General features: G+C 72.7%; 26 protein-coding genes. 6 read left to right on the top strand and 20 right to left on the bottom strand.

The window, feature by feature from the left end; translation table 11 throughout:
- Positions 1-82 precede the first annotated feature (82 nt).
- Positions 83-670, bottom strand: coding sequence for a sigma-70 family RNA polymerase sigma factor (locus tag ACIGO6_RS22410; protein ID WP_345588558.1), 588 nt, complete (start codon positions 668-670; stop codon positions 83-85).
- Positions 671-949: 279 nt separating this feature from the next.
- Positions 950-1,561: a response regulator transcription factor gene (locus ACIGO6_RS22405; RefSeq protein ID WP_003948568.1), complete on the bottom strand. Its 612-nt coding sequence runs from the start codon at positions 1,559-1,561 to the stop codon at positions 950-952.
- Between the two features lie 399 nt (positions 1,562-1,960).
- Here ACIGO6_RS22405 and ACIGO6_RS22400 point away from each other — a divergent pair, with 399 nt between their 5' ends.
- Positions 1,961-2,293 (top strand): WhiB family transcriptional regulator, encoded by a 333-nt coding sequence (locus ACIGO6_RS22400; protein WP_399878779.1) that lies wholly within the window; start codon positions 1,961-1,963, stop codon positions 2,291-2,293.
- Between the two features lie 16 nt (positions 2,294-2,309).
- On the opposite strand, the gene ACIGO6_RS22395 is transcribed toward ACIGO6_RS22400, so the two are convergent.
- Entirely contained in the window at positions 2,310-3,224 is a 915-nt protein-coding gene (locus tag ACIGO6_RS22395; protein WP_399878777.1) for a LysR family transcriptional regulator, read from the bottom strand.
- A gap of 91 nt (positions 3,225-3,315) precedes the next feature.
- Between ACIGO6_RS22395 and ACIGO6_RS22390 the strand changes: the two genes are divergently transcribed.
- Positions 3,316-3,984, top strand: coding sequence for an MOSC domain-containing protein (locus ACIGO6_RS22390; RefSeq protein WP_399878775.1), 669 nt, complete (start codon positions 3,316-3,318; stop codon positions 3,982-3,984).
- Between the two features lie 63 nt (positions 3,985-4,047).
- Positions 4,048-4,821, top strand: coding sequence for an SDR family NAD(P)-dependent oxidoreductase (locus ACIGO6_RS22385; RefSeq protein WP_399878773.1), 774 nt, complete (start codon positions 4,048-4,050; stop codon positions 4,819-4,821).
- 37 nt (positions 4,822-4,858) lie between these two features.
- Here the strand turns inward: ACIGO6_RS22385 and ACIGO6_RS22380 are convergent, their stop codons facing one another.
- The 6 genes from ACIGO6_RS22380 to ACIGO6_RS22355 all read right to left on the bottom strand — a co-directional run bounded on the left by ACIGO6_RS22380 (position 4,859) and on the right by ACIGO6_RS22355 (position 10,429).
- On the bottom strand, positions 4,859-5,401 hold the full coding sequence (locus ACIGO6_RS22380; protein WP_399878771.1) for a DapH/DapD/GlmU-related protein: 543 nt from the start codon (positions 5,399-5,401) through the stop codon (positions 4,859-4,861).
- A 1-nt stretch (position 5,402) separates the two neighbouring features.
- Complete coding sequence (locus ACIGO6_RS22375; RefSeq protein ID WP_399878769.1) at positions 5,403-6,374, bottom strand: LysR family transcriptional regulator; 972 nt, start codon at positions 6,372-6,374, stop codon at positions 5,403-5,405.
- Positions 6,375-6,506: 132 nt separating this feature from the next.
- Complete coding sequence (gene groL, locus ACIGO6_RS22370; protein ID WP_399878767.1) at positions 6,507-8,132, bottom strand: chaperonin GroEL; 1,626 nt, start codon at positions 8,130-8,132, stop codon at positions 6,507-6,509.
- A 139-nt stretch (positions 8,133-8,271) separates the two neighbouring features.
- Positions 8,272-8,580 carry a co-chaperone GroES gene (gene groES / locus ACIGO6_RS22365; RefSeq protein WP_019329594.1) on the bottom strand — a complete coding sequence of 103 codons (309 nt, stop codon included), beginning with the start codon at positions 8,578-8,580 and terminating at the stop codon, positions 8,272-8,274.
- 218 nt (positions 8,581-8,798) lie between these two features.
- Positions 8,799-9,527, bottom strand: coding sequence for a polysaccharide deacetylase family protein (locus tag ACIGO6_RS22360; RefSeq protein WP_399878765.1), 729 nt, complete (start codon positions 9,525-9,527; stop codon positions 8,799-8,801).
- A complete protein-coding gene (locus ACIGO6_RS22355) occupies positions 9,524-10,429 on the bottom strand; it encodes a polysaccharide deacetylase family protein (protein ID WP_399878763.1) in 906 nt (301 codons plus the stop codon). Before ACIGO6_RS22355 ends, ACIGO6_RS22360 begins: the two co-directional genes overlap by 4 nt.
- Before the next feature lie 131 nt (positions 10,430-10,560).
- On the opposite strand from ACIGO6_RS22355, the gene ACIGO6_RS22350 reads away from it, so the two are divergent.
- Positions 10,561-11,796 (top strand): methyltransferase domain-containing protein, encoded by a 1,236-nt coding sequence (locus tag ACIGO6_RS22350; RefSeq protein ID WP_399878762.1) that lies wholly within the window; start codon positions 10,561-10,563, stop codon positions 11,794-11,796.
- Here ACIGO6_RS22350 and ACIGO6_RS22345 read toward each other — a convergent pair.
- The 4 genes from ACIGO6_RS22345 to ACIGO6_RS22330 form a co-directional block, all read right to left on the bottom strand.
- Entirely contained in the window at positions 11,793-13,043 is a 1,251-nt protein-coding gene (locus ACIGO6_RS22345; protein WP_399878760.1) for an RNA polymerase sigma factor, read from the bottom strand. The genes ACIGO6_RS22350 and ACIGO6_RS22345 overlap by 4 nt on opposite strands.
- Positions 13,044-13,087: 44 nt before the next feature.
- Positions 13,088-13,444, bottom strand: coding sequence for a YciI family protein (locus tag ACIGO6_RS22340; RefSeq protein ID WP_399878758.1), 357 nt, complete (start codon positions 13,442-13,444; stop codon positions 13,088-13,090).
- A 111-nt stretch (positions 13,445-13,555) separates the two neighbouring features.
- Positions 13,556-14,629 (bottom strand): LCP family protein, encoded by a 1,074-nt coding sequence (locus ACIGO6_RS22335; protein ID WP_399878756.1) that lies wholly within the window; start codon positions 14,627-14,629, stop codon positions 13,556-13,558.
- Between the two features lie 117 nt (positions 14,630-14,746).
- Positions 14,747-15,799, bottom strand: a complete 1,053-nt coding sequence (locus ACIGO6_RS22330) for a LacI family DNA-binding transcriptional regulator (RefSeq protein ID WP_399878755.1) — start codon at positions 15,797-15,799, stop codon at positions 14,747-14,749.
- A gap of 330 nt (positions 15,800-16,129) precedes the next feature.
- Between ACIGO6_RS22330 and ACIGO6_RS22325 the strand changes: the two genes are divergently transcribed.
- Positions 16,130-16,654, top strand: coding sequence for a hypothetical protein (locus ACIGO6_RS22325; protein WP_399878753.1), 525 nt, complete (start codon positions 16,130-16,132; stop codon positions 16,652-16,654).
- On the opposite strand, the gene ACIGO6_RS22320 is transcribed toward ACIGO6_RS22325, so the two are convergent.
- The 4 genes from ACIGO6_RS22320 to tsaB are packed head-to-tail and all read right to left on the bottom strand — an operon-like array spanning position 16,605 to position 19,150.
- Entirely contained in the window at positions 16,605-16,862 is a 258-nt protein-coding gene (locus tag ACIGO6_RS22320; protein ID WP_399878751.1) for a hypothetical protein, read from the bottom strand. The genes ACIGO6_RS22325 and ACIGO6_RS22320 overlap by 50 nt on opposite strands.
- Positions 16,859-17,968, bottom strand: coding sequence for a tRNA (adenosine(37)-N6)-threonylcarbamoyltransferase complex transferase subunit TsaD (gene tsaD, locus ACIGO6_RS22315; RefSeq protein WP_399878749.1), 1,110 nt, complete (start codon positions 17,966-17,968; stop codon positions 16,859-16,861). Before tsaD ends, ACIGO6_RS22320 begins: the two co-directional genes overlap by 4 nt.
- Positions 17,961-18,446 (bottom strand): ribosomal protein S18-alanine N-acetyltransferase, encoded by a 486-nt coding sequence (gene rimI / locus ACIGO6_RS22310; protein WP_399878955.1) that lies wholly within the window; start codon positions 18,444-18,446, stop codon positions 17,961-17,963. The genes tsaD and rimI overlap by 8 nt, the downstream gene beginning before the upstream one ends.
- 50 nt (positions 18,447-18,496) lie before the next feature.
- Positions 18,497-19,150 carry a tRNA (adenosine(37)-N6)-threonylcarbamoyltransferase complex dimerization subunit type 1 TsaB gene (tsaB, locus tag ACIGO6_RS22305; protein WP_399878747.1) on the bottom strand — a complete coding sequence of 218 codons (654 nt, stop codon included), beginning with the start codon at positions 19,148-19,150 and terminating at the stop codon, positions 18,497-18,499.
- A 133-nt stretch (positions 19,151-19,283) separates the two neighbouring features.
- Here tsaB and ACIGO6_RS22300 point away from each other — a divergent pair, with 133 nt between their 5' ends.
- Entirely contained in the window at positions 19,284-19,838 is a 555-nt protein-coding gene (locus ACIGO6_RS22300) for a hypothetical protein (protein WP_399878745.1), read from the top strand.
- A 14-nt stretch (positions 19,839-19,852) separates the two neighbouring features.
- Here ACIGO6_RS22300 and ACIGO6_RS22295 read toward each other — a convergent pair whose 3' ends face one another.
- The 3 genes from ACIGO6_RS22295 to ACIGO6_RS22285 form a co-directional block, all read right to left on the bottom strand.
- Positions 19,853-20,050 carry a hypothetical protein gene (locus ACIGO6_RS22295; protein WP_399878743.1) on the bottom strand — a complete coding sequence of 66 codons (198 nt, stop codon included), beginning with the start codon at positions 20,048-20,050 and terminating at the stop codon, positions 19,853-19,855.
- Between the two features lie 163 nt (positions 20,051-20,213).
- A complete protein-coding gene (gene tsaE / locus ACIGO6_RS22290) occupies positions 20,214-20,762 on the bottom strand; it encodes a tRNA (adenosine(37)-N6)-threonylcarbamoyltransferase complex ATPase subunit type 1 TsaE (protein ID WP_399878741.1) in 549 nt (182 codons plus the stop codon).
- A gap of 89 nt (positions 20,763-20,851) precedes the next feature.
- Positions 20,852-22,096, bottom strand: a complete 1,245-nt coding sequence (locus ACIGO6_RS22285) for an alpha/beta fold hydrolase (RefSeq protein WP_399878740.1) — start codon at positions 22,094-22,096, stop codon at positions 20,852-20,854.
- Between the last annotated feature and the right edge of the window lie 34 nt (positions 22,097-22,130).

Genomic DNA, 22,130 nt, shown 5'->3' with positions numbered 1-22,130 from the left:
CACGATCAAGGACGTCCGCGACCTTCGTAGCTTCGTACGGAGCTCCGTACGGACACCGGTCGCCACTCGTTCACGGCGGCAACTACTGCTCTGCCAGGGCCCGCAGCCGGCTCAGCGCCCGATGCTGCGCGACGCGCACCGCGCCGGGTGACATTCCCAACATCTGCCCGGTCTCCTCGGCCGTGAGCCCGACCGCGATGCGCAGCAGGAGCAGCTCGCGCTGGTTCTGGGGCAGGTTGGCCAGCAGTTTCTTGGCCCAGGCGGCGTCGCTGTTGAGCAGCGCGCGCTCCTCAGGGCCCAGCGAGTCGTCCGGCCGCTCGGGCATCTCGTCGGACGGCACGGCCGTCGACCCGGGGTGCCGCATCGCCGCGCGCTGGAGGTCGGCGACCTTGTGGGCGGCGATGGCGAAGACGAACGCCTCGAAGGGGCGCCCGGTGTCCTTGTAGCGGGGCAGCGCGAGCAGCACCGCCACGCAGACCTCCTGGGCGAGGTCCTCGACGAAGTGCCGGGCGTCGCCCGGCAGCCGGGACAGCCGCGTACGGCAGTAGCGCAGGGCCAGGGGATGGACATGGGCGAGCAGGTCGTGCGTGGCCTGCTCGTCCCCGTCGACGGCGCGGTGCACGAGCCCACCGACCGTCCCTTGATCAGGGGCCGCCTCGTCGTCACGCATCGGTCCATGGTGCCTTGCGGCCGTCCGATCCGTGGCTCCGTGCCCGTTGTTGTGCACCGAAGCGTTATGAGCAGGTGCGCCGGCACTCATCCGCTGCGCCCTCCCCTTCCGCTCGACCGACTCGTCCCCGAGGAACTCCACACCTCAAGGATGCGTCATCCGCGCCGAAACGAGCAGCGAGCACCCGGCGGGTCGCCTTGTCACCCCCGCCCACCTCGCGATAAGCGGGGATCGCGGCACTCCCGACGGGCCCTTCCGGACTGCACCGCACGGGCTGTCCTAGCGCACCAGGCCCCACCGGAAACCGAGCGCCACCGCGTGTGCCCGGTCCGAGGCGCCGAGCTTCTTGAAGAGCCGCCGGGCGTGGGTCTTGACGGTGTCCTCGGAGAGGAACAACTCGCGGCCGATCTCCGCGTTGGACCGGCCGTGGCTCATGCCCTCCAGGACCTGGATCTCCCGCGCGGTGAGGGTGGGCGCGGCGCCCATCTCGGCCGAGCGCAGCCGGCGCGGGGCGAGCCGCCAGGTCGGGTCGGCGAGGGCCTGCGTGACCGTGGCGCGCAGTTCGGCGCGCGAGGCGTCCTTGTGCAGATAGCCGCGGGCACCGGCGGCGACCGCGAGGGCCACGCCGTCCAGGTCCTCGGCGACGGTGAGCATGATGATGCGCGCACCGGGGTCGGCGGACAGCAGCCGCCGGACGGTCTCGACGCCGCCCAGGCCGGGCATGCGTACGTCCATCAGAATCAGGTCCGAGCGGTCGGCGCCCCAGCGGCGGAGGACTTCCTCGCCGTTGGCCGCCGTCGTCACGCGCTCGACGCCGGGCACGGTCGCGACCGCGCGGCGGAGCGCCTCTCGGGCAAGCGGGGAGTCGTCGCAGACGAGGACGGAAGTCATGGCCGTCCTCCGCAGCTGATGCGCGTCACGTTGAGCCTCCAGGCTGGTACGAAATCGTCACCTGTGCGGTCGACCGTCCCGGACGCCCGCCCGAGCACTTGTTCCTTCAACCGCCTCCGCACTCTCAACGACGGTCACTCGAAAGAGTTACGGGGCTGTGTGTCGTCTTCGGCACTCTACGTGAGGGGGCGGCCACGCAGCAGACATGCGCGTCGGACCCGCGCCGTTTCATCACAACCGATGCCCCATTTAGCCGCTTTTCTTCCGCTTCGCTGGTGTCTGCGGCTAGATTCGCAATGAGTCATATTTTCATCTCCTTAGACCGTAGTTGTACGGTCGTGGACGTCGTATCCCCCTATCCACCCAGATCCACCCAGATCTACAACAAGGGGTCACGCAATGGCAGATTTCTCCCGCCTTCCCGGACCGAACGCGGACCTGTGGGACTGGCAGCTCCTGGCTGCGTGCCGCGGGGTGGACAGCTCGCTCTTCTTCCATCCGGAGGGCGAACGCGGTGCGGCGCGGAGTGCTCGCGAGAACTCGGCCAAGGAGGTCTGCATGAGGTGCCCGGTCCGCGCCGAGTGCGCGGCGCACGCACTGGCGGTGCGTGAGCCGTACGGCGTGTGGGGCGGGCTGACCGAGGACGAGCGCGAAGAGCTCATGGGACGAGCACGCCACCGCCTGGTGGCGGCATCGGCACCGGCCGGCGGGGAGCCGGCCGCTCATCACTGAAGGAACGTTTCTCTACTTACGCCGGCTGGCGTGCCGCCGCCCGGGCCAGCTCGTCCAGCGTCGCCGACACCGCCGGCACCTGGGCGAGGTCGGGCAGGGTGAGCGCGACGATCTCCCGCCGCACCGCCGGCTCCAGCCTCACCGTGCGCACGCCCCGGGGCCGTACGGACTCGACGGCGAGCTGGGGCAGGACGGCCACGCCCAGGCCGGCCCCGACCAGGCCGACGACCGCCGGGTAGTCGTCGGTCGCGAAGTCGATGCGGGGCGTGAAGCCGGCCGTCTCGCAGACCTCGACCAGCTGACCGCGACAGCGCGGACACCCCGCGATCCAGGGCTCCCGGGCCAGCTCCCCGATGGCCACGGACCCGGTGGGCTCCGTGCGCGCGAGCCGGTGCCGCTCCGGCACCAGCGCCACGAGACGGTCGGTCAGCAGCGGCCGGACGACCAGGTCGTCCCACTCCTCCGCGCCGGCCGCGCCCTCGTAGCGGAAGGCGAGCGCCACGTCGCAGTCGCCCTCGCGCAGCAGCTCCACGGATTTCGGCGGCTCCGCCTCCTCCAGGAAGACCCGGGTGCCGGGGTGCGCGGCACGCAGCGCGGCGAGCGCGGTCGGTACGAGGGTGGAACTGCCGCTGGGGAAGGAGACCAGGCGGACCCGCCCGGCCCGCAGCCCGGCGATGGCGGCGACCTCCTCCTCGGCCGCGGTGAGCCCGGCGAGGATCCCCGCGGCGTGCCGGACCAGCGCCTCACCGGCCTGGGTCAGCCGCATCTCGCGTCCGGTGCGCACGAGCAGGGGCGTGCCGACCGAGGCCTCCAGGGCCTTCATCTGCTGGCTGACGGCGGGCTGGGTACAGCCCAGCTCGCGCCCCGCGGCGGAGAAGGAACCGGTCGATGCCACGGCACGCAGCACGCGGAGATGACGAGCCTCGATCACACCCCCGAGCATAAGCGACGATAAGCGGGACTTTGATCGAGAGCCGAATAATGCGTCGCCGCTTTGATGTCGATCGTCCTACCGTTTCGCCATGAAGCTTCTGTCAGTCAACCTGGGCCGCGCGAAGGCCGTGCCCTACACGGACCAGCCCGAGGGCGTCACCGGGATCGACAAGCGGCCGACCGACGGGCCCGTACGGGTGGCGGCACCGGGTCCGGCGGGGATCGGCGCGAGCGGGCTGGCCGGGGACACGGTGTGCGACACCCGCCACCACGGCGGCGACGACCAGGCGGTGTACGCGGTGGCGCGCGAGGACCTCGACGACTGGGAGCGCGAGCTGGGCCGGACGCTGCCGAACGGCGCGTTCGGCGAGAACCTCACGACGACGGGCGTGGACGTCTCCGGCACCCTGATCGGCGAGCGCTGGCGGATCGGCTCCGACCTGGTGCTGGAGGTCACCAGCGGCCGTATCCCCTGCCGCACCTTCCAGGGCCATCTGGGTGAACGGCGGTGGGTGAAGCGCTTCACGGAACGGGGCGCGCCGGGCGCCTACCTGCGGGTGGTCGAGCCCGGGGAGATACGGGCGGGCGACCCGGTGCGGATCGTGCACCGGCCCGCCCACGAGGTGACGGTGGCGCTGCAGTTCCGGGCGGTGACGACACAGCGGGAGCTGCTGCCCCGGCTGCTCGCGGCGGGCGATGCGCTGCACCCGGAGGCACTGGCGAGGGCGCGGAAGTACGTGGAGACGTACGGCTCCTGACCCGGGCCCCGGAGTCCCGGTGAAGAAGCGGACGTGCACAGTCCGGACCTCTAACCTTGCGCCATGACAACGGCATTGATTACGGGATCGACGGCGGGCATCGGCGCCGCGTTCGCGCGACGACTGGCGGCCGACGGGCACGACCTGGTGCTGGTGGCCCGCGACACCAAGCGGCTGCGCGAGCAGGCGACCGAGCTGCACGACCGGCACGGCATCGAGGCGGAGGTGCTCACCGCCGACCTGGCGACGGACGCCGGCATCGACGCGGTGGCCGCCCGGCTGGGCGCGCGCAGGAACCCCGTCGACCTGCTGATCAACAACGCCGGCTTCGGCAACAAGGGCCGTTTCCTCGACGTCTCCATGGCCGACGAGCTGACGATGCTCAAGGTGCACTGCGAGGCTGTGCTGCGGCTGACCTCGGCGGCGGTGGAGGGGATGAGGGAGCGGGGCCGCGGCGGAGTCGTCAACGTGGCCTCGGTCGCGGCCTTCGTCCCGCGCGGCACCTACGGCGCCTCCAAGGCGTGGGTGGTGCAGTTCACGCAGGGCGTGGCGAAGGACCTGGCCGGCAGCGGCGTACGTCTGATGGCGCTGTGCCCCGGCTTCGTGCGCACGGAGTTCCACCAGCGGGCCGGGATGGGCACGGACAACATCCCGGGCTGGATGTGGCTCGACGCGGACAAGGTCGTCGCGGCGGGCCTCGCCGACCTCTCCCGCGGCAAGTCCCTGTCCATTCCGGACCCCCGCTACAAGACCCTGATGGGCGCGGCGAAGCTGGTGCCGCGGGGGCTGCTGGGCGGGATCACGTCGCGGACGGGCCGGAAGTACGGGCCGCAGTAGAAGCAGGGGACGTACGGGCCACGTCCGCGGAGAGGTCTCACCACCGCCGGTGCACGGTCGCCTTGCCGCCGGTGACCAGGCTGGCCGGCGGAACGTCGTCGGCCACGACCGCGCCGGCGGCGATCACGGCGTCCCGGCCGATGCTGACGCCGGGAAGAATGGTGGCGCCGGCGCCGATCCACACGTTCTCCGCCACGTCGATGGGCGCGCCGCTCAGCCAGCCCCGGCGCTCCTCGGGATCGACGGGGTGACCGACGGTGATGAACGTGGCCTTGGGGCCGACCATCACGCGCTCGCCGAGGCGGATGCCGGCGTAGTCCAGGAACGTGCAGTTCTGGTTGATGAACACGCGCTCGGCGAGGTCCAGGCGGAGGCCGTGGTCCGTGAAGAAGGGCGGGTAGATCGTGACTCCGGTCGGCAGCGGTCTGCCGAGGATCTGTTCGAGCAGTGCCGCCTTGCCCGCTTCGTCCTCGAAGGGCAGGACGTTCAGGCGGGAGGTGAGCTCGGTGACCCGCAGGACGCGCTCGGCCATGGCCCGGAACTCGGCGCTGTGGATGCGCATGAGACGGTCGCCGCCCATGTCATGAGCCCTTCTGCGGTGCGGTGCCGCTGTCGCCGCGGTGGGGTGCCGTTGCCCAGGACGGGCGCCAGACCGTTCCGGGGAGCGTGGGCAGGCTCGCGAGGTGGGTGATGACTCCGCGGAGTCCTGGATGCGGGTTCGTGCCGGGGAGGACGAGCGAGAGCGGGTAGGCGAGGGTCGGATCCGCGACGGGAATGCGGCGCAGGTCGTGGTCGGCCGGCCAGAGGTACCGGTCGCGTGCCCCGACGAGGGTGGCCACGTCGGCGGAGTCCGCGAGGGTGTCCAGGAGCACCTCGTCCCCGAAGTGCGGGCCTGCCGCGTCGACGCGCAGGTCGAAGTCGGTGGCGAGCTGGTCGTAGAACTCCGCCCACTCGCTTCCGGGCGCGATGCCCGGCACCCAGATCCGGTGCCTGCGCAGCTGCGCCGGGGTGAGGCTGCGCGCGGAGGCGAGCGGATGGCGCGGGCCGACGAGGAGTTCCAGCGGGGAGTCGAAGGCGTGGATCATCCGCACGTCGGGCGGCAGCGCGTCCGGGTCGGTGACGGTGCGGAACGAGGCGTCGACGTCGCCCGCTTGGACGGCGGCGACCGCCACGCACGGGTCGTCGACCCTGAGGGTCACCACGTCGAGGTCGGTTCCGGGGTGCGAGCGCCAGTAGTCGTGCAGCACGACGGCCTGCGCGCTGCGCAGACCGAGGACGTCGATCCGCAAGGCCCGGGAGCCCGGCCGGACGGCGGTGAGGGCGCGCTCGACACCGGCGACGATGCTCCGCGCGTGGGGGAGGAACGCCTGGCCGTCGAGCGTCAGCTCCACCCCGCGGGCGGTTCGGGTGAACAGCCGGACCCCCAGCTCGCGCTCCAGGGCGGCAATCCGCTTGGAGACCGCCTGCTGCGTCACGCCCAGCTCGGCAGCCGCACGGAGGATGCGTCCGAGCTCTGCCGCCCGGACGAACGATCGCAATGCCTCGGTGTCCACCGCTTCACCCTAGGCGCGCACAACCGATCGTTGTGGCTCACCGAGGGGCGGTTGTCTCGCCTGGCGGGGCAAACGGAAACGGTGCCCGGCCCCCCGCGGGGGGACCGGGCACCGTTCGGCTCAGCGCAGCGCTCAGTGGGCGTGGCCGTGGCCGTGGCCCGCGGCGGCCGGCTCTTCCTCTTCCTTCTTCTCGACGACCAGGGTCTCGGTCGTGAGCAGGAGGGAGGCGATGGAGGCGGCGTTCTCCAGGGCGGAGCGGGTGACCTTCACCGGGTCGATGACGCCGGCCTTGACCAGGTCGCCGTACTCACCGGTGGCGGCGTTGTAGCCGCTGCCCTTCTCGAGCTCGGCCACCTTGGAGACGATGACGTAGCCCTCGAGGCCGGCGTTCTCGGCGATCCAGCGCAGCGGCTCGACGGCGGCCTTGCGGACGACCGCGACACCGGTGGCCTCGTCGCCGGTCTTGTCGAGGTTGCCCTCGAGGACCTTGACGGCGTGGACCAGGGCGGAGCCACCACCGGAGACGATGCCCTCCTCGACCGCGGCGCGGGTCGCGGAGATGGCGTCCTCCAGACGGTGCTTGCGCTCCTTCAGCTCCACCTCGGTGGCGGCGCCGACCTTGATCACGCACACACCGCCGGCCAGCTTCGCGAGGCGCTCCTGGAGCTTCTCGCGGTCCCAGTCGGAGTCCGTGTTCTCGATCTCGGCCTTGATCTGGGCGATGCGGCCCTCGACCTCGTCGCGCTTGCCGGCACCGTCGACGATCGTGGTGTCGTCCTTGGTGACGGTGATGCGGCGGGCGGTGCCGAGCACGTCCAGGCCGACCTGGTCGAGCTTGAGGCCGACCTCCTCGGAGATGACGGTGGCGCCGGTGAGGACGGCCATGTCCTGCAGCATCGCCTTGCGGCGGTCGCCGAAGCCGGGGGCCTTGACGGCCACCGCGTTGAAGGTGCCGCGGATCTTGTTCACGACGAGGGTGGAGAGCGCCTCGCCCTCGAGGTCCTCGGCGATGATCAGCAGCGGCTTGGAGGCACCCGCCTGGATGACCTTCTCCAGCAGCGGCAGCAGGTCCGCGATGGAGGAGATCTTGCCCTGGTTGATGAGGATGTACGGGTCCTCCAGGACGGCCTCCATGCGCTCCTGGTCCGTCACGAAGTACGGCGACAGGTAGCCCTTGTCGAAGGCCATGCCCTCGGTGAAGTCCAGCTCCAGACCGAAGGTGTTGGACTCCTCGACGGTGATGACACCGTCCTTGCCGACCTTGTCCATGGCCTCGGCGATGAGCTCGCCGACCTGCTGGTCCTGGGCGGACAGCGCGGCCACGGCGGCGATGTCGGACTTCTCGTCGATCGGGCGCGCGGTGGCGAGGAGGTCCTCGGACACGGCGGCGACGGCCGCGTCGATGCCCTTCTTCAGCAGCGCCGGGGAGGCACCGGCGGCGACGTTCTTCAGGCCCTCGCGGACCAGCGCCTGGGCCAGGACGGTGGCGGTGGTGGTGCCGTCACCCGCGATGTCGTTGGTCTTGGTCGCCACCTCCTTCACCAGCTGGGCACCGAGGTTCTCGTACGGGTCCTCGATCTCGACCTCGCGGGCGATCGTGACACCGTCGTTGGTGATCGTGGGGGCGCCGAACTTCTTGTCGATGACGACGTTGCGGCCCTTGGGGCCGATCGTCACCTTCACCGTGTCGGCGAGCTTGTTGACGCCGCGCTCGAGGGCGCGACGGGCGTCCTCGTCGAACTTCAGGATCTTCGCCATGGGAGCGTGAGCCCTCTCGGAAATCTGGTCTGAACGAAAAACTGACTGCGCCCCTCGCGCCCGGCTTCTTTTCGGTCGCGGGGGCCAGGGGCGCAGCTGCTGAACTCTGAGCGTCGAGGTGAGTCGACTACTGCTCGACTTACTTCTCGACGATCGCGAGCACGTCGCGGGCCGAGAGGACGAGGTACTCCTCGCCGTTGTACTTCACCTCGGTGCCGCCGTACTTGCTGTAGAGCACGACGTCGCCGACGGAGACGTCGAGCGGAAGACGGTTGCCGTCCTCGAAGCGGCCCGGGCCCACGGCCAGGACGACGCCCTCCTGGGGCTTCTCCTTGGCAGTGTCCGGAATGACCAGGCCCGAAGCCGTGGTCTGCTCGGCGTCGAGCGGCTGGACCACGATGCGGTCCTCGAGCGGCTTGATGGCAACCTTGGAGCTGGCGGTCGTCACGATCCGACCTCCCCCTTCGGAGATCTCACGGGGTTAACTGTCTGAGGTGGCGACCAGGTCGATCCGTCGTCGCGGGTGCCGGACCTGCCCGTCGCGTTGTTGGCACTCTCCAGTGGGGAGTGCCAGAGCCGAGACTATGACCGCGATTAGCACTCGGTCAAGCGGAGTGCCAATGCCGGCGGCGCGTCGTGCGATTTCCCCGGTCAGAGGTCGCCGTGTCAGAGGTAGTCCTCCAGGCGCCCCACCCTCAGGCCCTGCTGCTCGATCGTCTTGAGCAGGCGTTCCGTGCGGGGCGCCAGGTTCGCGGCGGTCGGGTGGTCCGGGTCGACGGCCACGATGTCGCCGGGGCGGAGGCGGTGTTCGCCGCGGGCGAAGGTGAGGGCGCCGTCGGCGTCGAGGGCCGCGCGCCACAGGACGAGCGCCTCGATGCCGCAGTCGGCGGCCGCGCGCAGGGTCGTCGTGTCGAACGTGCCGTAGGGCGGGCGGAAGAGGTGGGGGCGGACGCCGAAGCGGGACCTGAGCTTGCCCTGCTGGCCGCAGATCTCGGCGCGCTGACCGGCGTAGGGCAGACCGCGCAGGGAGCGGTGGTCGAGGGTGTGGTTCTGCAGGCTCGCGCCGACCGAGCGCAGCCGGGCGAAGTGGCCGTACGCCGGCCCGGCGACGGTGTCGGTGAGGAACAGGGTGACCGGGAGCCGCCGTTCGCGGATCAGGTCGGTGAGGCCGGGGTCGCGCTCGGCGCTGTCGTCGTAGGTGAGGAAGACGACCCGGTCGGTGGTGCGGACGTGGTCCACGACGTGCGGCAGGCCCTGCCCCTGACCGCTGCCCTGGGCGGGTTCGCCGGCCGCGCGGTGCCCGGCGGGGGCGGCGGGGCCGGCGAACTGGGCGCAGCCGGTGAGCAGTACGGCGGCCAGGGCGGCCCCGGCCGGCCGGAACCGCCCCCGCCTCACAGGTAGTCCTCCAGCCGGGCCACCGCGTATCCCTCGGCCGTGACCTTGTCCAGGAACCGGCGGACCATGTCGGTCATCGTGCCGTCCCAGTCGTCGCGGCCCCGGAAGTGGGTGAGGACGATGTCCCCGGGGTGCAGGGCGCGGTCCCACTCGCGGTACTCCCAGTGGTCGACGTAGACCTCCTCGCTCCAGATCGGCGCGTACTCGATGCCGCAGGCCTTCGCGGCGCGCAGGGTGTCCCGGTTGTAGTTGCCGAAGGGCGGGCGGAAGACGGTGGGGCGCTTGCCGTAGCGGTTCTCGATCACGTCCTGCATCCCGCAGATCTCCCGCTTCTGCTCCTGGTAGGAGAGGCCGGGGAGGTACGGGTGGCTCAGCGTGTGGTTGTTGAGGGTGATCCCGCGGGCCTGCATCTTCTCGAAGTAGCCGTAGTCGTCCTTGATCTCCTCGTCGGTGAGGAACGCCGTGTAGGGGATCTTCAGCTCGCTCATCATGCGCAGGAACGCCGGGTCCTTCTCGGCGCCGTCGTCGATGGTGAGGAAGACGATCCGCTCCTTGGTGGGGACGGAGGTGAAGACCGGCGGGAGGCCCTCGTCCTCCTGGCCGTCCACCTCGAAGCCCGCGCGTGCGGTGATCTCCGGCTTCCGAGGGGGGGCCGGCGGTGGCGTCAGCGGGACCGACTTCAGGTTCCAGCGCTCGGCGGCGGCGACCCGGGCGGCGTGGGCCGCGCCCAGCCCGGTCGCGTAGGAGTCGAGCGCGCGGGCCTCGGGCGCCTCGAGCCGCTGCTGCCCGGGAGCGCCGCGCACCTCGGAGGCGTCCTGTGCGCAGCCGGCGGCGAGGGAGGCGACGGCGAGGACGGCGAGGACGCCGCGCGTCCGCAGGCGTGAACGGGTCGCCCGAGTCATCCCGAACGACCGGCTTTTGTCATTTTGTACGACTACTCGCATGGTGCCGGATCCTCGCAGTCCCGGGCTGCCGGATCCCGTGCGACACCCGCCGCGGGCGCACCATCCACCGACTGGCCCACAATGACCGCGTGAACGACCTCGACTCCCTCCTCGCCCTGCTCACCCCCGAAGGCCGCGCCCTCCTCGACGAGGTGCGGGACACCGATCCCGCGCGGGAGCTGGCCGTCGCCACCCGGCTGCGCCGTACCCATCCCGCCGAGCTGGTGTCGGCGGCGCTCGGACAGGCGCGGCTGCGGCAGCGTGCGGCGGCGAAGTTCGGGGAGCGGGACGCCGGGCGGATGTTCTTCACGCCCAACGGGGTGGAGCAGTCGACGCGGGCGAGCGTGGCCGCGTACCGGGCCGAGCGGCTGTCGGCCCTGGGCGTGACCTCGGTCGCGGACCTGTGCTGCGGGATCGGCGGCGACGCGGTCGCGCTGGCCCGCGCGGGCATCCGGGTGCTGGCCGTGGACCGCGATCCGGCGACCGCCGCCGCGGCCCGCGCCAACGCCGAGGCGCTGGGGCTGGGCGAGCTCATCGAGGTGCGCGAGGCGGATGTCACGGAGGTGGACACGGGCGGGTACGACGCCGTGTTCGTGGACCCGGCGCGGCGTGGCGGGCGATCAGCAGGGGCCGCGCGAAGCGCGTCGGTGAGGGGCGGTGGCCGGGCGACGGGTGGGAGGATCTTCGACCCGGAGGCCTACTCGCCGCCGCTCTCCTGGGCCGTCGAGGCCGCCCGTACGGCACCCCGCGCCGCCGCGCTGAAGGTCGCCCCCGGCATTCCGCACGAGGCGGTGCCCGACGACGCCGAGGCCGAGTGGATCTCCGACGGCGGGGACGTGAAGGAGGCGGTGCTGTGGTTCGGCGGCACGCCGGGGGCGGTGCGGGCCACGTTGCTGCCGGGCCCCCGCACCCTGCTCGGCACCGGCCTGCCCGACCCGGAGGTCCGCACGCCCGGCCGGTACCTCTACGAGCCGGACGGCGCCGTCATCCGCGCCCATCTGGTCGCCGAGGTCGCCGAACAGGTCGGCGGCGGGCTGCTCGACGCGACCATCGCGTACGTCACCGCCGACGAGCTCCTGGCGACGCCGTACGCCACGGCGTACGAGATCACCGACCGGATGCCCTTCAACGTGAAGAAGCTGAAGGCACTGCTGCGCGAGCGCGGCGTCGGCACGCTGACCGTGAAGAAGCGGGGCTCGGCGGTGGAGCCGGAGGAGCTGCGGAAGAAGGTCAAGCCGCAGGGACCGAACGCGGCGACGGTGTTCCTGACCCGGGTCGCGGGGGCACCGACGATGCTGATCGGGCACCCGGCGCGGATGCCCTAACGGCACTCCTCCGCCCGGCGGGTCAGCAGCTCGCGTTCGCGGTCGTTGCGGGCCAGGGACGCGGCGTGTGCGAACTCCGCCCGGGCCTCCGTCGTACGGTCCAGGCGGAGCAGGAGGTCGCCGCGGACGCTGGGGAGCAGGTGGTAGTCGCGCAGGGCGGGTTCCGCGGCGAGGGCGTCGACGAGGGCGAGGGCCGGGGCCGGGCCCTCGGCCATCGACACGGCGACCGCGCGGTTGAGTTCGACGACCGGGGACGGCGCGCAGGCCGCGAGCAGGCCGTAGAGCGTGGCGATGCGCGGCCAGTCGGTCTCCTCGTACGTGTGGGCGACCGTGTGGCAGGCGGCGATCGCGGCCTGGAGGGCGTACGGGCCCGGCGTCCCGGTGCCGGAGGCGGTGGCCCGGTCGAGGGCGGTGATGCCGCGGGCGATGAGCATGCGGTTCCAGCGGCGCCGGTTCTGGTCCTTCAGCAGGACCGGCGCGCCGTCGGGGCCGGTGCGGGCGGCGGTGCGGGACGCCTGGAACTCCAGCAGCGCCGCCAGACCGTGCACCTCGGGCTCCTTCGGCATCAGGGCGGCGAGCACGCGGGCCAGGCGCAGGGCGTCCTCGCACAGGGCGGGGCGGAGCCAGTCGTCGCCGGCGGTGGCCGCGTAGCCCTCGTTGAAGATCAGGTAGATGACCTCCAGGACCGAGCCGAGACGGGCCGCCCGGTCCGGCCCGTACGGCACCTCGAAGGCGACGTTCTTCCTGGCCAGCGTGCGTTTGGCGCGCACGATGCGCTGCGCGACCGTCGGTTCCGGGACGAGGAAGGCGCGGGCGATCTCGGGGGTGGTGAGGCCGCCGAGCAGGCGGAGGGTGAGGGCGATGCGGGCCTCGGCGGACAGCACCGGGTGGCAGGCGGTGAAGACCAGGCGCAGCAGGTCGTCGTCGATGTCCTCCGGGTCGGCGGGCTCCTCGGGCGGCGGGGAGGCGGTGGGCAGGTCGCGGCCGAGCTCCGCCAGCTTGCGGGCGTAGGTCTCGCGGCGCCGGATCAGGTCGACGGCGCGGCGCCGGGCGGTGGCCATGAGCCAGGCGCCCGGGTTGTCGGGCACACCGTCCCGCGGCCACTGCTCGAGGGCCGCCACCAGGGCGTCCTGCGCCAGTTCCTCGGCGATGCCGACGTCCCGGACGAGACGGGCGACGCCGGCGATGACGCGGGGCGACTCCAGACGGAAGACGGTCTCGATGGCCTCGGTGGGCTGTGGTTCCACAGCCCACCATGCAACACCCTCGGGAGCGCGGGACAAAACGGAACTCAGCCCTCCATCAGCTCCCGCACCTCACAGGTCACCGTCCAGTACTCCTCGTGCACCTTCAGGAAGCGCTTGGTCCACTCGACTGCCTCGGCCTGGTCCTTGGCCTGCATCAGCGCGTAGCCGCCGATGACCTCCTTGGTCTCGGTGAAGGGCCCGTCGGTGACCGACAGCTGTCCGCCCTCGTAGTGGACGCGGGTGCCCTGGGCGGTCGGGGTCAGCCCGGCGGTGTCGAGCAGGACGCCGGCCTTCGTCATCTCCTCCATCAGCTTCTCCATGCGCTGGATCAGCTCGGGGCTGGGGCCGCCGGAGAGGGTGTCGTTCTCCTCGATCCGGATCAGCGACAGGAAGCGGGGCATGGTGACTCCTCGGGTGGTTTCGTGGGGCCGGGTCCGTCCCGGCCTCTCACCCGTGCGTCGAACGGGCGGGCGGCGGATCGACAGACGGACCGGAATTTCTGCGGCAGTTTTTCACCGCAGCGATTCCCACAGGTCAGCGGCGTCCAGCTGGTGGGGCACCACCCGGTTGGTGTCCCAGGGTGCCGGGACGACCGGCATCGTCACCGTGCGGACGTCGTCCGCCGACAGGCCGCCGAGGCTGCGGGCGAGGCCGGTCAGCTCGCCCAGCGAGTCCAGGCCGGTGTCGGTGGTGAGGCTGCCGGTGGCCGCGTCGGCGACCTGGTAGAGCCGCGCGGGGTCGGTGAGCAGGTCGGTGGCGGAGATCTGCTCCAGCAGCGCCTTCACCAGCTTCTGCTGGAGCTCTATGCGGGCCAGGTCGCTGCCGCCCGCCAGCCCGTACCGGGTGCGGGCCAGACCGAGGGCCTCGGTGCCGTCGAGATGGTGGGTGCCGGCGTCCAGGTGCAGGTGGCTCTTGTCGTCGTCGATGTCCACGTCGGTGGTGACGGTGACGCCGCCGAGCGCGTCGACCAGGTCGGCGAAGCCGGAGAAGTCGATCTCGACGTAGTGGTCCATGCGGACGCCGGTGAGCGCCTCGACGGTCTTGACCGCGCAGACCGGCCCGCCCAGTGCGTAGGCGGTGTTGAACATCGCGTTGCTCGCCGCCCGGGTCGAGCCGCCGGACGGCAGCGGACAGGACGGCCTGTCGACGAGCGTGTCGCGCGGGATGCTGACGACGGTGGCGGTGGTCCGGCCCGCGTCGAGGTGGACGACCATCGCCGTGTCCGAGCGGGCGCCCTCGCTGTCGCCGCCGCCGAGTTCCCGGTTCTCCTCGCCGCCGCGCGAGTCCGAGCCGAGGACCAGGATGTTCAGGGCGCCGGCGGGCACCGGGGACGCGGACGGCGAGGCGGCGGGGACGGTGACCGGTCGCGCCGGGCGGTCGTCGCCGAGCGCGGCGTCGATGTCGACGCTCTTGATGTTGCCGTTCAACTGCCAGTAGGCCCAGCCCGCCGCGGCGGCCCCGAGCAGCAGGGCGCCGACCAGGGCGAGCCCGGCCGCCCTGATCCCCCTCGAACGTCCGCCCCGCACCGCCATGCGCCCGCCCCCGCCCGTGCCGGTCCCGTTCGAGTCCCCACCCGAATGCCCCATCGAGAGGAACATAAGTCCGAATTATGGGAAGCGGGCACCTGCGGGCCGACATTCTGCGTAAATTCTCAGACTTGGCCGACGGGCCGAACGTTCCGCGGGGGAAGCGGCGGACTCCGCTCAGACCGCCGCGGGCGCGCCCGTACTGCTGCGCACCTCCAGGCTGGTGGCCAGCTCGACCCGCGTCGCCGTCGCCGAACCGTCGTCCCGCCCGAGGTCCAGGACCAGCCGGGCCGCCGCCTCGGCCATCTCCGTGAGCGGCTGCCGTACGGTCGTCAGCGGCGGCCCCACCCAGCGCGCCACCGGCAGGTCGTCGAACCCGATCACGCTCAGGTCCTGCGGAATGCGCAGCCCCAGCTCGCGCGCGGCCTCGTACAGGCCGAGCGCCTGGAGGTCGTTGCCGGCGAAGACGGCGGTGGGCCGGTCGGGACGGCGCAACAGCGCCAGGCCCTGCCGGTAGCCGGCCTCGTGGTGGAAGTCGCCGGTGACGATCAGGTCCGGGTCGACCGGCAGCCCGGCGGTCTCCAGGGCGGCCCGGTAGCCGTCGATGCGGGCCCGGCTGCACATCATGCGGGTGGGCCCGCTGATCGCGCCGATTCGGGTGTGCCCGAGGTCGACCAGGTGCCGGGTGGCGGCGAGGCCGCCCTGCCAGTTGGTGGCACCGATGGACGGCACGTCGGTGCCCGGGTCGCCGGCCGGGTCCATCACCACGAACGGGATGGACCGGCTGGTGAGCAGGGCCCGCTGGGACTCGTCGAGGCCGGACAGCACGAGGATCACGCCGTGCGGACGGCGGGCGGCGACCTGGTCGGCCCAGGTGCGCCCCGGGGTGAGCCGCCCGGCGCTCTCGGAGAGCACGACGCTGAGCCCCGTGTCCCGGGCCACGTTCTCCACCCCCCGGATGACCTCCATCGCCCAGGCGCTCTCCAGCTCGTGGAAGACCAGGTCGATCAGCGGCGAGCGGCTCGACTCGGCCCGCCGGCGCCGGTAGCCGTGGGTCCGCAGCAGCTCCTCCACGCGGGCCCGGGTCCCGGGGGCCACATCGGCGCGGCCGTTGAGGACCTTCGAAACAGTCGGCGCCGACACACCGGCCTCGCGCGCGATCTCGGCGAGGGTCGCGGTCTGCGCGGACCGCCTTTGCGTCCGGGTTTCAGCCGGCTGGGGGGATGTCATGGCGGCGATCGTATCCCCGCACGCCCTCTTGACGTAGCCCTTGGACGGTGACGGGTCCTCGGCACAGTCGCTCGATGCGCCGAAACATTCGGCCAGGCGGGTACGGCCGCCCGGCCGGTCCACGGCGGTCGTACGGCGTTCACCTGCCGTTCGGGACGGGCGGGTGGGCGCGGCGGCGGGCTCGGACTACGGTGGGCGGCGTCCAGCGCGGCCCTGCGCGCCGCAGCTGGGGCCGGTGCGGGTACCCGGAGCGGACCGGTGGTCGCACTGTGACCCACGAGGTGACGCCGGTGGCCCGAGGCCGCCGCGCCGGGCGCAGGGGGGCGCGCGATGGACCGGAGTCCGCACCTGGACCGCAGCCTGGACCACGAGACGAGATCCACCGGATCGGCACTGGCAGCCGCTGCCCTCTGCGCGGCGGCGGGGGGCGCCGCGCACGGGTTCCCGCCGCTGCCCCCGGCAGACGTGCGCCGGTTCCTGGTGGCGCTGCTCGGGATCCTGGCGCTGACCGTGTTCCTGGAACTGGTCGTGGACGTACGGCGCTTCGGGAGGGCCGTCCCGTTGGCCGACGACGTGGCACTGCCCCCGGAGCGGCGGCCGCGCGAGCGCCTCTTCCTCCCGGGCCTCTTCGGCGTCGTCGTCGTGCCGACGCTGGTGGCGACCCTGGTGTGGGGCTCGTGGGTCGCGCTGCTGCCGCTCGTCCTCGTCGCCCAGTGGGGGGCGCAGGCCCTGGCCGTCGCCCTCTGGGAGCGCCGGAACGGCCGGGTGCTGTGGCGGGCGCCCGGGGGCCCGGTGACGTCTCCGGTCAGTCCGCGGCCACCGACTCGAACCGCCACCGGTGCACCGCCCGCGTGACCAGGCCCGCGTCCGGTTCCGGCAGTTCCGGCAGGTCGGCGTCGTAGGGGGCGGTCCACCAGGTGATGACGAGGACGCGGTCCTGCGGGGCGCGGAGGGTCTCCCGGCGCAGCGGGGTGCCGTCGAGCGGCTGTGCGCGGGCCCAGGCCAGCAGTTCCTCGCCCCGGCCGGGGACGGCCCGCGCCTCCCACATCAGCGCGACGGTCACGAGTACAGGTTCTCCTTGCTGACCTCGTGCACATGGTCGTGGCCGTGGTGGTGCGCGTGGCCGTGCCCCGGCACGTGCGGGTCCGTCACCGGCAGGGAGGAGTCCGCCGAGAGGTCCCAGTCGGAGGCGGCCCGGCCCCGGGCGACCATCTCGGCGCCGAGCGCGGCCACCATCGCCCCGTTGTCCGTGCACAGCTTGGGGCGTGGCACCCTGAGCCGGATGCCGGCCGCCTCGCAGCGCTCCTGGGCCAGGGCCCGCAGCCGGGAGTTGGCGGCCACGCCGCCGCCGATCATCAGGTGGTCGACGCCCTCGTCCTTGCAGGCCCGCACCGCCTTGCGGGTCAGCACGTCCACGACCGCCTCCTGGAAGGACGCCGACACGTCCCGCACCGGCACCTCCTCCCCCGCCGCCCGCCTGGCCTCGATCCAGCGGGCCACGGCCGTCTTCAGCCCGGAGAAGGAGAAGTCGTACGCCGGGTCGCGCGGACCGGTGAGCCCGCGCGGGAAGGCGATGGCGTTCGGGTCGCCCTCGCGCGCGTACCGGTCGATGACCGGGCCGCCGGGGAAGCCGAGGTTGAGCACCCGGGCGATCTTGTCGAAGGCCTCGCCGGCCGCGTCGTCGATGGTGGCGCCCATCGGGCGGACGTCGGAGGTGATGTCCGAGGACAGCAGGAGGGAGGAGTGGCCGCCGGAGACCAGCAGCGCCATCGTCGGCTCCGGCAGCGCGCCGTGCTCCAGCTGGTCGACGCAGATGTGCGACGCGAGGTGGTTGACGCCGTACAGGGGCTTGCCGAGCGCGTAGGCGTACGCCTTCGCCGCCGAGACGCCGACCAGCAGGGCGCCGGCGAGGCCGGGACCGGCGGTGACGGCGATGCCGTCGAGGTCGCGGGCGCTGACCCCGGCCTCCTTCAAGGCGCGGTCGATGGTGGGGACCATCGCCTCCAGGTGGGCGCGGCTCGCCACCTCCGGCACGACGCCGCCGAAGCGGGCGTGCTCGTCGACGCTGGACGCGACGGCGTCGGCCAGCAGGGTGGTGCCCCGGACGACACCGACACCGGTCTCGTCGCAGGAGGTCTCGATCCCCAGGACCAGAGGTTCGTCAGGCATGGTTGTCGGTTCCTCGTTCGGTTCCCGGTACGGAGGTGGAAGGGTCGGTCAGGCGCATCACCAGGGCGTCCACGTTCCCCGGCTGGTAGTAGCCGCGTCTGAAGCCGATGGGCTCGAAGCCGAAGCGCTCGTAGAGGCGCTGGGCGCGGGTGTTGTCCACCCGGCACTCCAGCAGCACCTCGGTGCACTCGAAGGCGGTGGCGGCCCGCAGCAGTTCGGTCAGCAGCCGGGCGCCGAGCCCGGTGCCCCAGTGGTCGCGGGCGACGGCGATGGTCTGCACGTCGGCCTGCTCCCCGGAGGTGACCAGGCCCGCGTAGCCGACGATCCGGGCGTCCTGCTCGGCGACCAGGTACCGCCGGGTCGCCCCCGGGCCGCGCGCGTGGGCCAGCTCGGACCAGAACATCCCCCGCGACCAGGCATCCTCCGGGAACAGCTCCCGCTCCATCCGGAGCACGGGGTCGATGTCCCACCAGCGCATCTCCCGCAGCTCGGCGCGCGCGGGCGAGGTCACGGGCTCGGTCGCTTCGGTCACTTCGGGGTGACCACCTTGTAGTTCTTGGGGACCTGGGCGTCGGGCCGGCGCAGGTACAGCGGCCGGGGCGCGGGCAGTTCCTCGCCCGCCGCCAGCCGCTCGGCGGCCAGGCACGCGAGGGCGGAGGCGGACACGTGCTCGGGCTCGTGCGCCTTCGGGAAGGTGTCCGGGTACAGCAGCGCGCCCGCGCCGACGGCGGGCAGGCCCGCCACCCGGTCGGCGATGTCGGCGGGACGGTCGACCGCGGGGTCGGTGAGGCGGGTGCGGGAGTCGGCGTACCGCGCCCAGTAGACCTCCTTGCGGCGGGCGTCCGTCGCCACCACGAAGGGGCCCTCCAGGTCGGCGGCGTACGCCAGGCCGTCCAGCGTGCACACGCCGTGCACGGGCACGCCGAGCGCGAGCCCGAACGTCTCCGCGGTCATCAGGCCGACGCGCAGCCCCGTGTACGGGCCGGGGCCGATGCCGGCGACGATGCCGGTGACGGCGTCGAGCCGGAGGCCGGCCTCGGCGAGCACCCGGTCGACGGCGGGCAGCAGCAGCTCACCGTGCCGGCGTGCGTCCACCTGGCTCGACGAGGCGATGACGTCCGTACCGTCGTGCAGCGCGACGGTCACGGCGGGCGTGGCGGTATCCAGAGCGAGCAAGAGCACGCAAACAGCCTACGGCGCCGCGAGGCCCGTGTCGGACGACCGGGTCGGACGGTCACCTGCTGCTACGGTCGCCGACAGGCAGGACGGGCGGGGAACTACGCAAGCGCAGACGTACGACGCCGAGGTGGTCCCAGTGGCAAGCAGCAGCGCCGGTTTCGTCACCGCCCTCACCGCGGCGGCCTTCATGACGGTCGGATACCTCGCCTACCAGGCCTCGGCCACCGTCCCGCCCGGCCTCGGCAGGACCCAGGTGACCGGCACGCCCGCTTCGGGCGCCGCCAAGGCACCCCGCGACCGGCGCCACCCCGACGCCCTGCCCGCGCGGTCCGGCAGGGGTGAGCGGGTGGTGTACTCGGTGGACGACGACCGGGTGTGGCTGGTCGGGGCCGACAACAGGGTCCAGCGCACGTTCAGGGTCACGCCCAGCACGGTCGACCCGCTGCCGGGCACCTACGCGGTCACGTCCCGCTCGAGCCGGGTCACCGGGTCCGACGGGGTCCCCGTCGAGCACGTCGTGCGCTTCACCAGCGTCCAGGGCGTGGTCATCGGGTTCAGCGCGGCGGTGAACGGCTCGACGGCGAAGCCCGACCCGAAGGAGCGCACCGGCGGCATCCGGCAGACGCGCGCGGACGGCGACGCGATGTGGCAGTTCGCGACGATCGGCGAGCAGGTCGTCGTCGTGCGCTGAGCCGTCCGTACGGGTCAGGCGGCCTCGCGGTGCTGACGGTGCCGGCCGTGCTGCCGGACGGGCCGGCACGCCTCCGGTTCGGGCGCGGGCGGCGGGGTGGAGATCGCTGTCGCCGCGGCGCAGGACGCGAGCAGGTCGTGCATGGACACCCCGGCGAGGGCGGGCTGCTGCGGCCTCGGGCGGGCCTGCGGCTGGCGCTCGGTCTCCGACATGGACGCCTCCTGAAGGTCGGGGGCGGGCGTGGTTAGGCATGCCTAACCACGAGCTGGATACCATGTGACCACGCGCGGGACCCCGAACGCAATATCTTCCCGACGTCTTGTCGGGACACCCGGCCGACGGACGGGGCTCGGACGGCGAGCACGCCGTCGGGGCTCAGACGGCGAGCACGCCGAGGTCGGCTGCGGCCCAGCGCTCACCGATGCCCGTCAGCGTCACGTGCCGCACCTCGTCCGTGGTGTCGCCCACGGCCCGGTGGATCCACAGCTGCAACCGGTCCTCGGTCAGCTCCTCGACCTTGCCCTCGCCCCACTCGACGACGACCACCGAGTCGGACAGGGAGACGTCGAGGTCGAGGTCCTCCATCTCGTCCAGGCCGCCGGACAGGCGGTAGGCGTCGACGTGGACGAGCGGCGGACCGTCGCCGAGCGGGGGGTGCACGCGGGCGATGACGAAGGTCGGGGAGGTGACGGCGCCGCGCACGCCCATGCCCTCGCCGAGCCCCCGGGTCAGCGTCGTCTTGCCCGCGCCCAGCTCCCCGCTGAGCATCAGCAGGTCACCGGCGCGCAGCACTTTGGCGAGCCTGCGGCCCAGTTCCCGCATCTGCTCCGGGGAGGTGACGGTGATCTCGACGTCGGGGGCGGGCTCGGAGGGCTCAGCCGGGCCGGCCTCTGTCGGGATGTGCGCCTTTGCGGATTCTTCCATCGTCACTCACTCGCAGTAGTACGCTTGTCACGCCCCGCAAGGGGTCGGTTCGGGCTGGACCGCAGCCGGAAGGCTGGAAGCCACTTCCGTCAGGAAGAGGCGGAGTCACAGCCATCCACCGTAGTACTGGACGGCAGCGCCCCCGCGCGGGCGAGCAGATCAGCGAGGCGGTCGGTGACGACTTCCGGGTGCTCCAGCATGACCAGGTGCCCGGCGTCCGGCACCAGTACCGACTCGGCGCCCGGCAGCAGGTCGGCGATCGCCTCGCTGTGCTCGCTCGGCGTCACCAGGTCCTGGACGCCGGCCAGCACCAGGACCGGCAGGCCGGCGAAGTGGGCGAGGGCGGCCGTCTTGTCGTGGTCGTTGAAGGCGGGGTAGTACTCGGCGACCACGTCGATCGGCGTCGACTCGATCATCCGCTCGGCGAACCGGGCCACGGCCGGATCGACGTCCCGGGACGCGAACGAGTACCGCTTGATGATCCCGGCGAACAGGTCCGCCGTCGCCCGCCGCCCCTTCTCCACCAGATCGGCCCGCTGCCCCAGCGCCTTCAGCACCCCCGGGAGCACCCGCCGCACCGCGTTGACACCGGCCACGGGCAGCCCGAAGTTGACCTCGCCGAGCCGCCCGGACGACGTGCCGACAAGGGCCACGCCGACGACGCGCTCGCGGATCAGGTCGGGGAAGGCGTCCGCCAGGGCCATCACCGTCATGCCGCCCATGGAGTGCCCGACCAGCACGACCGGGCCCTCGGGCGCGGCCGCGTCGATGACGGCCTTCAGGTCGCGGCCCAGGTCGTCGATGGTGACCGGCCGGCCGTCCCGCACCTGGGACACGCCCCGCCCGGAGCGGCCGTGGCTGCGCTGGTCCCAGTGCACGGTGCGCACGACGCCCCTGAGCGCGGCGCGCTGGAAGTGCCAGGAGTCCTGGTTGAGGCAGTAGCCGTGGCTGAAGACGACCGTCACGGGGGCGGGCGCCTTGCGGCCGAACAGCCGCCGTCGGCGCCGGGTGAGCGCGGACTCCGCCTCCGGGGCGACGTCGTCGACCTCGTAGTACAGCTCGGTGCCGTCGTCGGCGTACGCCTTGCCCGGGGTGCCGCGCAGTCCGCCGTACGGTCCCGCCGAGTCGAGGGCGACCCGTGCCCGGTGGCGTATCCCGCGGCCGACGGTGAGCCGCTCTATCGCCACGCCGGCCGCCGCGCCCGCCGCGACCACGCCTATCGCGACGCCGGCGATGCCGGTCGCCCGGCGCCAGCCGCCGGTGGCCGCGTCGGCGGCGGAGGCGACGGCCGCCGCGGCGACGTCCGCGACGGCGTCCGCGTTGGTCTCGCTCACGTACCGCTCCTCTTCGCCGGGGCCGCTGTGCGGA

The organism is Streptomyces sp. NPDC053750 (assembly GCF_044544295.1).
Taxonomy (GTDB): domain Bacteria; phylum Actinomycetota; class Actinomycetes; order Streptomycetales; family Streptomycetaceae; genus Streptomyces.
This window is presented reverse-complemented; position numbering and strand designations above follow the sequence as displayed.